The sequence below is a fragment of the Curtobacterium sp. MCLR17_059 genome (assembly GCF_003234665.1).
GTDB lineage: Bacteria > Actinomycetota > Actinomycetes > Actinomycetales > Microbacteriaceae > Curtobacterium > Curtobacterium flaccumfaciens.
Map to the genome: position 1 here is coordinate 61,797 of NZ_QKSU01000006.1, position 13,403 is coordinate 75,199.

Consider the following 13,403-nt stretch of genomic DNA (forward strand, 5'->3'; position numbering starts at 1 on the left):
TCGCACGACTGGCGGGCCGTTCGACGGTTAGGTTAGCCTCACCTTCGTCATGCTCGCCACTCTCGTCATCGGTCTCCGTGAAGGCCTCGAAGCCACGCTCATCGTCGGCATCATCGCCGCGTTCCTGCGTCGCAACCGCGTCCCGCTCGCCCCGATGTGGTCGGGCGTCGGGCTCGCGGTGCTGCTCAGCATCGCCGTCGGCTTCGGGCTGCAGGCCGTCGAGCAGGCGCTGCCGCAGGCCCAGCAGGAGGGCATGGAGGCGGTCATCGGCATCGTCGCCGTCGTCTTCGTCACGGGCATGATCGTCTGGATGCGCACGCACGCGCGCACCCTGACCGCCGACCTCGAGGCCAGTGCGACCGCAGCGCTCGGCCGCGGCACTGCGTGGGCCCTCGCCGGCATGGCGTTCCTCGCCGTCCTGAAGGAGGGCTTCGAGACCTCGGTGTTCCTCCTCGCCACGTTCCAGGCGTCGTCGGACACCGGCCTCGCCGCCCTCGGTGCCGTGATCGGCATCGCGGCCGCGGTCGTCGTCGGCTTCGGCATCTACACCGGTGGCGTCCGCCTCAACCTGTCGCGGTTCTTCACCGGCACCGGGGTCTTCCTGGTCTTCGTCGCGGGCGGCCTGGTGCTGACCGTCCTCCGCCGCGCGCACGAGGCCGGCTGGATCGTCATCGGCCAGCAGCGCACCGTCGACCTGTCGTGGCTCGCCCCGAACGGTTCGGTGCAGGGCGCCCTGGTCACCGGCGTGCTCGGCATCCCGCCGGACCCGCGGGTCATCGAGGTGCTCGGCTGGGTCCTCTACGTCGTCCCCGTACTGGCCCTGACGCTCTGGCCGCGCGCCTGGCGTCCCTCGCCGGACCGCGTGCCCCGGGTGCGCGCCGTCGTCGCCGGCGCACTCGCCGTGGCGGCAGCGGCACTCGCGATCGCCGTACCGACGGGCGGGGTCGACCTGCCCCGCACCACCGCGGTCAGCGGCGACGCCAGCTCCGTCTCGGCCAGCGTCGACGGTGCGTCCGGCGTCCTCCGCGTGGCCGGCACCGGAACCGGCCAGGAGGCCCGACTCACCCTGCCGACGTCGGCCCACCGCCGCGTCACCCGCTCGGGCGTGACCGCCGACCGGTGGCGCGTCGTGCAGGACGGAAACACTGAGCAGGGGAGCGGTGCCGACCGTCCGTCGACGCTGACGCTCGACGACCTCGTCACCCTGTTCGGCCGCCTGCCCGTCGGGGTCTCCCCGTCGACGAACCCCGGCCCCTTCGCGGCGCGCTGGGCCGTGCGCGACACGGTGACCCTGTGGACCGTCCGCGGTGGGGTCCTGGACGCGACCCGCGACGAACGCGAGGTGCTGACGCTGAGCGGTGGGGGCCTCCCGTCCGCGCGCACCACGACCCTGGACCGCACCGTCTGGTCCGTCCCCGATGCCCGCGTCGAGCGGTCGGCCGCCGCGGTGGCCGCAGCGGACTCGCGATCAGCCGACCTGCTGCTCTGGAAGGCCTGGCTGCCGATCGCCCTCGGCATCGCGGCCGCCGCGCAGGCGCTGCTGGCCCTCCGTGACCGCCGTCGCCGGCGACTCCCCACCATCCCCACCCCCGAACCCGTCCCCGCTCGTGGCCCTCCGGCCGCGGACCCTGCAAGGAGCACCGACCATGTCCTTCGGTAAGCCCGTCCGACCCCTGATCACCCTGGGCGCCCTCGGCGCCGTCACCGCCCTCGCACTCACCGGGTGCGCCGGCGGGTCCACCGGAGCCGACGGCTCCGGCGACGCGAAGGTCTCCCGCGTCACCATCACGCTCACCAACGACGGGCAGGACGCCTGCGCGGTGTCCTCGACGAAGGTCCCCGCGGGCCCCGTCACCTTCACGGTGAAGAACGAGTCGTCGACCGCGATCACCGAGGTCGAGCTGCTGCAGGACCAGCGGATCCTCGGCGAGAAGGAGAACCTGGCGCCCGGCCTCGACGCCGTCCGCTTCACCGCCACGCTGACCGGCGGGAAATACCAGGTGTACTGCCCCGGTGCCGAGACCGAGCTGACGGACGTCACCGTCACCGGCAAGGCCGCGTCGACCGCGAACAGCAGTGCCTCGACCCTGCTCCGCGACGGGACGAAGGGCTACGCGACCTACGTCGACGGCCAGGTGACCGACATGGTCGCCGCGGTCGAACAGATGCAGGAGCACATCGACGCCGGCGACCTCGACGCGGCGAAGACCGACTACGCGAACGCCCGTCCGTTCTACGAGCACGTCGAGAGCGACGTCGACGGCTTCGTCAAGAAGGGCTTCAAGGCCACCGACAACGCCGGCAACCTCGACTACCTGATCGACATGCGTGCCTCGAACCTCGACCCCGCCGTCGGCTGGAGCGGGTTCCACGCCGTCGAGAAGGACCTGTTCCAGGCCGGGAAGATCACCGCGTCGACGAAGCAGACCGCCGCGGACCTGACCGAGGACGTGCAGCTGCTCGCGAAGCTCGTGCCGACGCTCGACTACAAGCCGGAGGACCTGGCGAACGGTGCCGCGGGTCTGCTCGAAGAGGTGCAGTCGAACAAGATCACCGGCGAGGAAGAGGCGTACAGCCACATCGACCTCGTCGACCTCGCTGCCAACGTCGAAGGTGCCCGTCAGGCCTTCGCGTACCTCAAGCCGGGGCTGACCAAGCTCGACCCGACCCTGACGAAGCAGATCGCGAAGCAGTTCGACGCCACGAACACGCTGATGGACGGCTACCGCGACGCCGACGACCTGGGCGGCTTCGCCACGTGGGACGCCGCCACCAAGAAGTCCGACGCGAACACGATCTCGCAGCAGATCCAGGCGCTGCAGGACCCGCTGTCCCGCCTGGCCGAGAAGGTCGCGACCGCGTGACCGAGCCGGACGAGGCACCCCGCGCGGACGAGGCACCGCGGGCGAACGTCTCCCGCCGCGGGCTGTTCGGCGCCGGCCTGGCCGTGGCCGGCGCCGGGGTCGGCGCGGCTGCGGGCATCGGCGGCGCCACCGCGGCGACCGGCGTGAACCCGTTCACGGCGGCGACGAACGGCGACGAGTCGATCGACCTGTCGCAGAGCCAGCCGTTCTACGCCACCGCGGCCCGGCAGCCGCAGGGCGGGATCCGCACCACCCCGCAGCGGTACTGCGTCTACATGACGTTCGACCTGTCGACGACCGTCACGACCGAGCTGCAGGTGCTCCTCGCCCGCTGGTCGGCCGCGATCGCCCAGCTGCAGGCCGGCAAGACCGTCGGCAGCGTCGAACCCGCGCACGGCAACGGGGTCGGAGCCGACACCGGCGAGGCGCTCGACCTCGGGCCGGCGTCCCTGACCGTCACGGTGGGCCTGGGCCCCGGCGTCTTCGACGAGCGCTTCGGGCTCGCCGACCGCCGTCCGGCCTCGCTCGCCGACATCCCGACGCTGCCGAGCGACAACCTGCAGGAGGGCCTGACCGGCGGGGACCTGTCCCTGCAGGCCTGCGCCGACGACCCCCAGGTGGCGTACCACGCCGTGCGCGACCTGGCACGGATGGCCCGCGGCACCGCGACCGTCCGCTGGACCGTGCTCGGCTTCGGCCGGGCATCGGCCGGGCCGCACCAGAGCACGCCCCGCAACCTGATGGGGTTCAAGGACGGCACCCGGAACATCACGACCGACGCCGACCACGACCGCTTCGTCTGGCTCGACCGCGACGCCGGGTGGATGGCCGGCGGCAGCTACCAGGTGGTGCGGAAGATCCGCATGAACATCGAGACCTGGGACGCGGACGTCGTCAGCGACCAGCAGCGGGTGTTCGGGCGGACGAAGATCCAGGGCGCACCGCTCTCCGGCGGGCAGGAGCACACCACCCCGGACTTCCACGCCAAGGACGACGACGGTGCGACGAAGATCGACGCGACGTCGCACATCGCCCTCGCCGCGCACGAGGCCAACGGCGGCGTGAAGATCCTGCGCCGGCCGTACAACTACACCGACGGGCTCAACGAGTACGGCCAGCTCGACGCCGGGCTGCTGTTCATCGCCTACGTAAACGACCCGGACCACTTCACGCGGCTGCAGCGGAAGCTCGGCGCCTCGGACCGGCTGAACGAGTACGTCTCGCACATCGGCTCCGCGGTGTTCGCCGTGCCGCCGGCACCGCGCAAGGGGTCGTACATCGGCGAGCAGCTCTTCCGATGAGCTGAGTCGCTGACCTGAGGCGCTGACCCGAAGGGGTGGGCGCCCTCCGCCGTTTCCCTGGAGGCGGAGGACGCCCGCGTCGCGGAGTCTCGCCGAACGGAACCACCGTCGACTTGCTGAAAGCGACCCGGCACGACGCGTCGCGGTGCGACAACCCCGAGAGTACCCCGCGGATCCGCGGATCCGCAGTGATCGACCGGGATGGGACAGCAACCGTGACCGCCGGGTCGCGCGAGGTGTGCGCCGGACGTGCTCCGGGCCTCCTGACCGACGCGAACGGGCCGCCTCACCAGGGTGAGACGGCCCGTTCGCGTGTGTGCCCGCAGGCTCGGGGTCAGTCCGTCAGGACCGTCGCGGCACGTCGTGCGCGGTTGCGGCGGAGGACCACGAGTGCCGTGATCCCGGCGAGCAGGAGCAGGCCCGCCGTGATCGCCGGAGCGGTCAGGTCCGCACCCGTGTAGGCGAGGTCGCCACCGGCGCGCGGGTCGTCGTCGGTCCCGCCGACGCCACCGATGCCGGCGTCGTCACCGTCACCCGCGCCGGGGCCGGGGATGACCCCGCCACCCGGGTTCGGGGTCGGAGCCGGGGTCGGGTCGACCGGGTCCGTGGGGTCGGTCGGGTCCGTCGGGTCGGTCGGGTCGACCGCTGCGGCGACCGGGATCGTCACGGCGAGGGTGACTGTCTGGCCACCCGGCAGGGTGACGACGAGCGGCGCGTCCGTCGTGGCGACCGGCTCGGCCACCGCGGCGAGCGAGACGGAACCGGCGGTGCGGGCGGAAGCGCGTGCGGCCGGCGCCTCGATCTCGGGGACCGTGACCGTCAGGGTCGCGCGACCCTGCTCGTCGTTCTTGTCGGTGATCGTCGGGTCGATCGCCGACGTTGCGAGCTCCTTGCCGTCCGCGGTGACCGAGACGGTGCCGGCCTTCTCGGGGTCCTCGCTGCTGAACACGAGCGACGACAGGTCGAGCTCGATCTCGTCACCGGGCTGGAAGCCACCGGCCGGGGTCGGCGTGACCGTGACACCGACGGCGCGCTGGTCCTTCAGGGGCGTGACCTTCGGGTTGGCGAGGAAGTAGTCCACCTGGGCCTGCAGGTCGACCTGGCCGGAGTCGGCGACGTTCGTGCCGGTCGCGAAGGCGGCGAAGTTGTCGCCACCGGTCGACAGGAACGAGTTGACGGTCACCTTGAGGGTGTCGGTCAGCGCGATCGCCTTGCCGTCGAGGGTCATGCCGGTGATGCGCTCGCCGCGACCCTTCGACGGGTCGTAGGTGTACGAGAAGCCGTCCGAGACGCCGAGCTTCAGGAACGGACGCTCGAGGCCGTCCGGCTGCCACTGCTGCTCGAGGGCGTTCTTGATCTGCTGGCCGGTCATGTCCTTCGTCACCAGGGTGTTGGCGAACGGCTGGACGAGCGCGGCCTCCTTGTAGGTGACGGTGCCGTCCGGGTCGCCGGCGCCGCTGGACGCGTAGACCATGTCGGTGCGGAGGCCGCCCGGGTTCATGAAGGCGACCTGCGAGCCGTTCCGCTCGGTGGCGCTGCGCTGGACCTCGGCGATGTAATTGCCCAGGACGGACTCGCCGCCGCGGTTCTCGGCCTTGCGGTCGGACTGCACGGCGCGACGCAGGTCACCCGTGATCTCGCCGAGCTTCTCGCCGCCCTTGACGTCGGCGACGGCCTTCGCGGCGGTCACGATGTCGCTCACGGCGTTGACCGAGGTGGTGTCGGCGGGGACACGCTTGTCCTCGTTGACGGAGGTGACCGAGGACGTGATGCCGGTGAGCTGCTTGTCGGCGTCCACGGTGAGCTGCAGGTGTCCGAGGTTCACCCCGTAGGACCCGGCCTGGATCACCGGACGCTTCGTGCCGTCGGGGCCCGCGATGGAGTGGTTGTACGTCGCGTGGGTGTGCGCCGACACGATGGCCGAGACCTTCGACGAGACGCCCGAGGTGATCTTGCCGAACGCGCCGGTGCCCGTGGCGTCGGAGAGCGCGCTCGTGGTGGCGCCCTCGTGCACGAGGAGGACGAGCACGTCGGCCTCGCCGTTGTCGTCCTTGCCGTCGGTGAGCTGCTCGGCGTACCGGTTGACCTGGCTGACGATCGGGGCCATCGCGAGGCCCTCGACGCCGCCGGGGCTGACGAGCCCGGGGATGAGGTCCTCGGTGGTGGCACCGATGAAGCCGACCTTGACGCCGCCCTTCTCCACGATGGAGTACGGCGTGAAGGCGGGGTCGGTGGTGCCGGCCGTGACGATGTTCGCCGAGACGTACGGCCAGTCGGCGCGGTCCTCGATGCGGCCGGTCAGGTCGTCCTGGCCCTTGTCGAGCTCGTGGTTGCCGATCGCGCTGACGTCGAGGTCCATGGCGTTCAGGGCGTCGATCGTGGGGGAGTCCTGCTGGATGAGCGAGGTGAAGGTCGAGGCGCCCACGTTGTCGCCGACGCTGGCGAAGATCGTGTTCGGGTTGGCCTCGCGGTACGACTGCACGACGCCGGCGAGCTTCGCGGCGCCGGCGGCCTTGTCGGCGGCGGTGCCCTCGGACTCGATGCGACCGTGGAAGTCGTTGACGTCGATGATGTCGATCGTCGTGTCGCCCTCGGCGGCGACGGCTGCGGACGGGACGGACAGTGCGACCAGGACCCCGGCGGTGGCGAGGGCCGCGCCGGCGCCGAGGCGTCGTCGGGTCGTCGCACCGGCGGTTCCGGTGGTGTGGGAAGTGTTCATCGCCGTCGAACCTACGAAGACGCACAGGCGACTCGCCAGACCCCTGCGCAACTCGTCACACGACGTTCACACGGCCGTCCCCTCCGCCCGCCCGACCCGGTTCAGTCGCGGCCGAGGGCGCCCTTCACCCGCTCGGTGACCTCGGTCGCCATCGCCTTGGCGGAGTCCTTCACGACGTCGAACTCGACCGGGTCACCCTTCAGCAGGCTCTTCGCCGTGTTGATCGCGTACTCCTTCGTGATGTGCGGGGGCAACGGCGGGACGCTCCGGCTGACGTACGCGTCGATCAGGGTCACCCCCTGGTGCGCGAACGCGCGCTCGACCGCCGCCTCGACCTCGGAGTCCTCGTGCACCGCGATGCCCTGGAACCCGAGCAGCGTCGCGTACCCGGCGTAGTCGATCGACTCGACGTCCTGCGAACCGCGCCACATCGGGTTGCCGTCCTCGGTGCGCATCTCCCACGACACCTGGCCGAGGTCGTCGTTGTGCATGACCACGATGACGAGCTGCTGGTTCGGCCAGGCCGCCAGGTACTTCTTCACGGTGATCAGCTCGTTCATGCCGAGCATCTGGAATGCACCGTCGCCGATCGTGCACACCGCCGGACGGTCCGGGAACGCGAACTTCGCCGTCACCGCGTACGGCATGGCTGCGAGCATCGTCGCGAGGCGGCCGGACATGTCGCCGCGCATGCCCTCGCGCAGCCGGATGTGGTGGCCGTACCAGTCGGCCGTCGTGCCGGCGTCCGCGGTGACCGTGACGCCGTCGGGCAGCCGGTCGTTCACGGCCTGGATCACCCGGCGCGGGTTCACGCCGTCGTCGTAGGCGACCTCGGACTGCGCACGCATCTCCGACTCCCACTCGCGCATCTCGTCGGCGACGGTCTGCTGGAAGGACTTGTCGGTCTTCTGCTCGAGCAGCGGGAGCACCGCGTCGAGCGTCGAGCCGACGTCGCCCCACAGGTTCAGCTCGGTCGGGTACCGCAGGCCGAGCTGCTCAGGCTTGATGTCGACCTGGATGCCCCGGGCCTGCCCCGTCTTCGGCATGTACTCGCCGTACGGGTAGTTCGTGCCGAGCAGCACGAGGGTGTCGCAGTCGCGGATCTGGTGCAGCGACGGCAGCGACCCGAGCAGCCCGAGCTGCTGCGAGTGGTAGGGCACGTCGGACGGGATCACGTCCTTGCCGCGGAGTGCCGTGATGATCCCCGCACCCGCCTTCTCGGCCGCTGCGAGCACCTGGGCCGTCGCACCGCGCGCGCCCGCACCGACCAGGAACGTCACCTTCGACCCGGCGTTGATGATCTCCGCCATCTTCCGCACCTCGTCGGCGGGCGGCGTGATCCGGGTCGACGCGGGGACGTCGCTCGACCGCGAGGCCCAGTGCTCGAGCGGCGGAGCGTCGTACGCCATCGCCTGCACGTCGTGGGGCAGCACGACGACGGCCGGCTGCTTGCGGAGCGACGCCGTGCGGAACGCGGTGTCGAGCACCACGCCGACGGCTTCGGGCGTGGCCACCGTCTGCACGTAGCAGGCGACGTCGGCGAACACGCGCTCCAGGTTCGACTCCTGCTGCGTGAACGACCCCATCGCCGCGAGCCCCTGCTGGCCGACGATCGCCACCACCGGCTGGTTGTCCATCTGCGCGTCGTACAGCCCGTTCAGCAGGTGGAAGGCGCCGGGACTCGACGTCGCGACGCAGACCCCGACCTCGCCGGTGAACTTCGCGTGCGCGGTCGCCATCAGCGCCGCGATCTCCTCGTGCGTGGGGCGGACGTACTCCAGGCCGTCGCCCTTCGAGGCCGCCTTGCCGAGCGCGCCGTCGAAGGCGCCGATCCCGTCGCCGGGGTACCCGAACACGCGGGAGACCCCCCATGCCTTGATGCGGTCGATGACGAAGTCGCTCACGGTCGTGCTCATGGCACCAGCGTGCGCGGGCGCGCACGGGTCCGTTCACAGGCACCGGTCTGGAGGCCCGGATCACGTGACCGACGTCGGTCACGTGATCCGGGCCTCCAGGCCAGGGCGCCTGTGCTAGCTGGTGCTCGGTGTCGGCTCCTGCTCGGTACCGGCTACGGTTGCTGCGCGATCAGCGGACGCAGCGTGCGGTGCGCGATGCGCAGCCCCTCGAGCACCCGGTCGTCGGTGCCGCCCCAGAGCGGGTCCTCGTGCTCGACGCTCAGCGTGCCGTCGAAGCCCGCCTCGTAGAGGCGGTCGACGACGCGCGGCCAGTCCACGACACCGCGGCCCGGCACCCGGAACCGCCACCAGCCCATGTCCCACGGGTCGTCGCCCTTGTCGACCTTGCCGAAGAACCCGTACTCGTTGCGCCGCTCGGGGAACAGCTCCAGGTCCTTCGCCTGGGCGTGCACGATGTGCTCGGCGAACGGCAGGATCGTCTCGACCGGGTCGATGCCGATCCACGTCAGGTGCGACGGGTCCCAGTTCAGGCCGAAGCCCAGGCCGGTGACCCAGCTCCAGAGCTCGGGGGAGTACGCGATGTTGCCGGGGTACCCGTCGGGGTGCCAGCCCTCCATCACGCAGTTCTCGATGATGAGCCGCACGCCCCGCTCGCCGGCGTAGTCGACGAGCTCGGGCAGGACCCGGTTCCCCTCGGCCATGTTCTCGCGGACGGACTTCGTGGTGTCGCGGCCGATGAAGGTGCCGACGTACGGGATGCCGAGCGTCTGCGCGGTGTCGATGGCGTGCTTGAGGTGGGTCCGCACCGCGGCACGGTGCTCCGGGTCCCGGTGCAGGTTGTTCTCGTAGTACGCGAGCGCCGAGATCTCGAGGCCTGTCCGGTCGAGCAGGGCGCGGGTGGCCAGGGCGTCCTCGTCGGTGAACGTGGCGACCGGCAGGTGCGCCGCCTCGAAGTCGCGACCGCCGGTGCCCGGCCAGACGGCGACCTCGAGCCGCTCGTAGCCCTGCTGCTGGGCGAACCCGGCGATCCGGTCGAGCGACCAGCCGGGCAGGCAGGCCGTCAGCATGCCGAGCTTCACCGGATCTCCCGCCAGGTCGTCTCGGCCGCGCTGCCGATCACGGCCTCGATGATGTCGGCGGAGCGGGCGCCGTCCGCGAACGTCGGCAGTCCGTCGGGGGCCACTCCGGTGCGGACCGCGGTGTAGGTGTCGGCGACGAAGGCCGCGAAGGCGTCGAGGTACCCCTGCGGGTGCCCGGCCGGCACGATCGCCAGCCGGCGCTGGTCCGGGTACCCCTGCGACGGGTCGCGGACCACGATCTGGGCGCCGCGCTCGTTGCCGAACCACGCGGACTCGGGCTGCTCCTGGTCGAACGCCGCGCTGCCACGGGTGCCGTCGACCTCGAACCACAGGCGGTTCTTCCGGCCCGACGCGACCTGCGAGATCACGACGTTGCCGATGCGGCCCGTGGCGGTGCGGAAGGTGGCGACGGCGGTGTCCTCGGTGGTGACCTCGGCACGCTCGGCCGCGTCGGCCACCGGGTCCGGGTCGGGCGAGCCGGAGAACGACGGGCCGGAGGCCGCCGGCCGCGTCGGGTAGACGATGTCGGTCGCGGCGGACACCGAGGCGAAGCGCTCACCCGTGACGAACTCGACCAGGTCGCACCAGTGCGAGCCGATGTCGGCGAACGCGCGGGACAGCCCGCTCGAGGTCGGGTCGACCCGCCAGCTCGAGGCGTCCTCGTCGAGCATCCAGTCCTGCAGGTAGTGGCCGTGCACCGCGAGCAGTCGGCCGAGCTCCCCGTCGGCGATGCGCGCCCGGATCTCGCGGACCATCGGGTGGTACCGGTACACGAACGGCACGGTGGCCACGACACCGGCTTCGGCAGCGGCGGCGACGAGTTCGGCGGCCTGCGCGGGGTCGATCGCCAGGGGCTTCTCGCACACCACGTTGATGCCGGCCGCGATCACCGCGAGCGCCTGCGGGTGGTGCTGGTCGTTCGGGGTGCAGATGTGCACGACGTCGGGGGCGTCGGCGATGACCTCGTCGAGGGAGGCGTAGCCACGGGGCAGGTCGAGCTGCGCCGCCACCTGCTCGGACCGGGCGGCGTTCCGGCCGAGCACACCGAGGACCTCGGCGCCGGAGGCCCGGGCCGCCCGGGCGTGGACGCCGGCGATCATGCCCGTCCCGACCACGGCGACACGGAGGCGTCGCCCTTCGTACCCACTGCTCATGGTGCTCCCTCGCGCCGGAATGACACCACCGTAGCGGCCCGGTCATCCACCGGGGCCGATGAGTACCGTCTGCTGCATGTCGAGCCTCCAGACCAGCCTGCTCATCCTCGGAGCCAGCGGCGACCTGTCCAAGCGCCTGCTCCTGCCCGGCCTCGCCACCCTGCTCCAGGTGAAGGACGACTGGGACGTCCAGCTCGTCGGGGCCGGTGTCGAGGACCTGTCCGACGCCGACTGGAAGGCGCAGGTGCGCGAGTCCTTCGAGAACGCGCAGGCGTCGAAGAACGAGGAGGACGAGGGCGCCTCGGGTGAGACATCGCTGCCGGAGCGGCTGCAGGCCGTGGTCGACGCCTCGACCTACCGGAAGGCCGACGTCACCGACCCGGACGACCTGCGCGCACTGCTCGCCGCGTGCGAGCACGACCCCGCGATCTACTTCGCGCTGCCGCCCGCGGTCACCGAGAAGAGCTGCGAACAGCTCGCCCACCTCGACCTGCCCGCCGGCACCCGCCTGGCGCTCGAGAAGCCGTTCGGAACCGACGCCGACAGCGCCTCGCACCTGAACGACCTGCTGCACTCGTTCATCCCCGAGGAGCGCATCCACCGCGTCGACCACTTCCTCGGCCGCTCCACCGTGCTGAACCTGCTCGGGCTGCGCTTCGCCAACCGCATCATCGAACCGCTGCTCTCGTCGCAGCACGTCGAGCGCGTCGACATCGTCTACGACGAGACCCTCGGTCTCGAGGGCCGGGCGCGCTACTACGACAAGGCCGGGGCGCTCACCGACATGATCCAGAGCCACCTGCTGCAGGTGATGGCCGTCGTCGCGATGGAGGCCCCCGCCTCGATCAAGGCCGACGACCTGCGCACCCAGAAGGAGCTCGTGCTGCGGGCCGTCCGACCGTGGGGCGGCGACGTCGTCACCGCGGGCAAGCGCGCCCGGTACACCGCCGGCACGGTCGGGGACCGCCAGTTGCCGTCGTACGTCGACGAGGACGGCGTGGACCCGTCGCTCGGTACCGAGACCCTCGCCCAGCTCACCCTGGAGATCGCGAACTGGCGCTGGGCCGGCGTCCCGTTCACCCTGCGGTCCGGCAAGGCGCTCGCCGCACAGCGCCGCGAGATCGTCATCACGTTCAAGGACTCCCCGCACGTGCCCGAGGGGCTCACCGGCACCGAGCTGCCCGACCGGCTGCGCATCTGGATCGCCCCGGACGAGATGCAGCTCGAGCTCAACGTCAACGGTGCCGGTGACCCGTACACGATCGACCACACGAGCCTCGAGGTGACGTTCAACCCCGGGCGTCTGAGTGCCTACGGCGAGGTGCTGGCCGGCGTGCTCGAGGGCGACGCCACGCTGTCGGTGCGCGGCGACAGCGCCGTGCAGGGCTGGAAGGTCGTCGGGCCGTTCCTCGACGCGTGGAAGGCCGGCAAGGCTCCCCTCGACGAGTACGCCGCCGGGTCCGTCGGCCCGGACGGCTGGGACAACATCGAGGCCTGAGCCCGAGTGGCGGCGTAGCGTCGGGCGACGTGAACACCACCGACGACGTCCTGCAGACCGTTCCCGAACCCGCCGGCGCCGACATCCGTGTCGACGACGTCCCCTACGACCACGAGGGCACCGAACTGCTCGGTGTGCTCGCGAAGGACGCCGCGATCGCGGGCCGTCGTCCTGCCGTCCTCGTCGTGCACGACTGGCACGGCGTGAACGAGCACGTCGAGGCCCGGGTGACGATGCTCGCCCGGCTCGGCTACGTCGCGTTCGGCGCGGACATCTACGGAGCCGGCGTCCGCCCCGGTGACGACACGGCGGCCCAGGTCGCCGGCGGTTTCTACCAGGACCTGCCCCTGCTGCGGGCCCGCGCCACCGCCGGGCTCGAGCGACTGCTCGCCGACCCGGACGTCGACCCCACCCGTGTCGTGGTGATGGGGTACTGCTTCGGTGGCTCGACCGCACTCGAGCTCGCACGGACCGGGGCCGACCTGGTCGGTGCCGTGGCGTTCCACGGTGGCCTCATCGCGCACGACCCCTCGGACGCCGCGGACATCCGGGCGAAGCTGCTCGTCCTCACCGGGGGTGCCGACCCCGTCGTGCCGGACGACGCCGTGCACGCGTGGCAGGACGAGATGCGGGCGGCGCCGGACGTCGACTGGCAGGTCGTGACGTATTCAGGCGCGATGCACGCGTTCGCCGTGCCGGGCACCGACGCTCCGGACCACGGCGCGCAGTACCAGGAGCGCGCCGACCGCCGATCGTGGCAGGCGCTCCGGGTGTTCCTGGCCGAGGTGTTCGACGAGGAGCCCGCGGCGCTGTGACGGTGCGGCCGTCGGAGACCGTTCGCGACACGCCGAGCACGGGGGCCGGAGGGCCTC

Annotated in this window: 9 protein-coding genes; 5 read left to right on the top strand and 4 right to left on the bottom strand. The window is 71.6% G+C overall.

Going from position 1 to position 13,403, the window contains the following annotated elements; genetic code table 11:
- Nucleotides 1–49 precede the first annotated feature (49 nt).
- The 3 genes from efeU to efeB are packed head-to-tail and all read left to right on the top strand — an operon-like array spanning nucleotide 50 to nucleotide 4,165.
- Nucleotides 50–1,660 (top strand): iron uptake transporter permease EfeU, encoded by a 1,611-nt coding sequence (gene efeU, locus DEJ12_RS09960; RefSeq protein ID WP_111029887.1) that lies wholly within the window; start codon nucleotides 50–52, stop codon nucleotides 1,658–1,660.
- Nucleotides 1,647–2,864: an iron uptake system protein EfeO gene (gene efeO, locus DEJ12_RS09965; protein ID WP_111029888.1), complete on the top strand. Its 1,218-nt coding sequence runs from the start codon at nucleotides 1,647–1,649 to the stop codon at nucleotides 2,862–2,864. Before efeU ends, efeO begins: the two co-directional genes overlap by 14 nt.
- Entirely contained in the window at nucleotides 2,861–4,165 is a 1,305-nt protein-coding gene (gene efeB / locus DEJ12_RS09970; protein WP_111029889.1) for an iron uptake transporter deferrochelatase/peroxidase subunit, read from the top strand. Before efeO ends, efeB begins: the two co-directional genes overlap by 4 nt.
- Nucleotides 4,166–4,499: 334 nt before the next feature.
- Here efeB and DEJ12_RS09975 read toward each other — a convergent pair whose 3' ends face one another.
- From DEJ12_RS09975 to DEJ12_RS09990, 4 genes are all read right to left on the bottom strand, one after another.
- Nucleotides 4,500–6,884: a bifunctional UDP-sugar hydrolase/5'-nucleotidase gene (locus tag DEJ12_RS09975; RefSeq protein ID WP_111029890.1), complete on the bottom strand. Its 2,385-nt coding sequence runs from the start codon at nucleotides 6,882–6,884 to the stop codon at nucleotides 4,500–4,502.
- A 101-nt stretch (nucleotides 6,885–6,985) separates the two neighbouring features.
- On the bottom strand, nucleotides 6,986–8,800 hold the full coding sequence (locus DEJ12_RS09980; protein WP_111029891.1) for a thiamine pyrophosphate-requiring protein: 1,815 nt from the start codon (nucleotides 8,798–8,800) through the stop codon (nucleotides 6,986–6,988).
- A gap of 152 nt (nucleotides 8,801–8,952) precedes the next feature.
- Complete coding sequence (locus DEJ12_RS09985; RefSeq protein WP_111029892.1) at nucleotides 8,953–9,879, bottom strand: sugar phosphate isomerase/epimerase; 927 nt, start codon at nucleotides 9,877–9,879, stop codon at nucleotides 8,953–8,955.
- A complete protein-coding gene (locus DEJ12_RS09990; protein WP_035808774.1) occupies nucleotides 9,876–11,033 on the bottom strand; it encodes a Gfo/Idh/MocA family protein in 1,158 nt (385 codons plus the stop codon). The genes DEJ12_RS09985 and DEJ12_RS09990 overlap by 4 nt, the downstream gene beginning before the upstream one ends.
- Nucleotides 11,034–11,109: 76 nt before the next feature.
- Between DEJ12_RS09990 and DEJ12_RS09995 the strand changes: the two genes are divergently transcribed.
- Entirely contained in the window at nucleotides 11,110–12,531 is a 1,422-nt protein-coding gene (locus DEJ12_RS09995) for a glucose-6-phosphate dehydrogenase (protein WP_111029893.1), read from the top strand.
- A gap of 29 nt (nucleotides 12,532–12,560) precedes the next feature.
- Nucleotides 12,561–13,346 carry a dienelactone hydrolase family protein gene (locus DEJ12_RS10000; protein WP_111029894.1) on the top strand — a complete coding sequence of 262 codons (786 nt, stop codon included), beginning with the start codon at nucleotides 12,561–12,563 and terminating at the stop codon, nucleotides 13,344–13,346.
- Nucleotides 13,347–13,403: the final 57 nt, after the last annotated feature.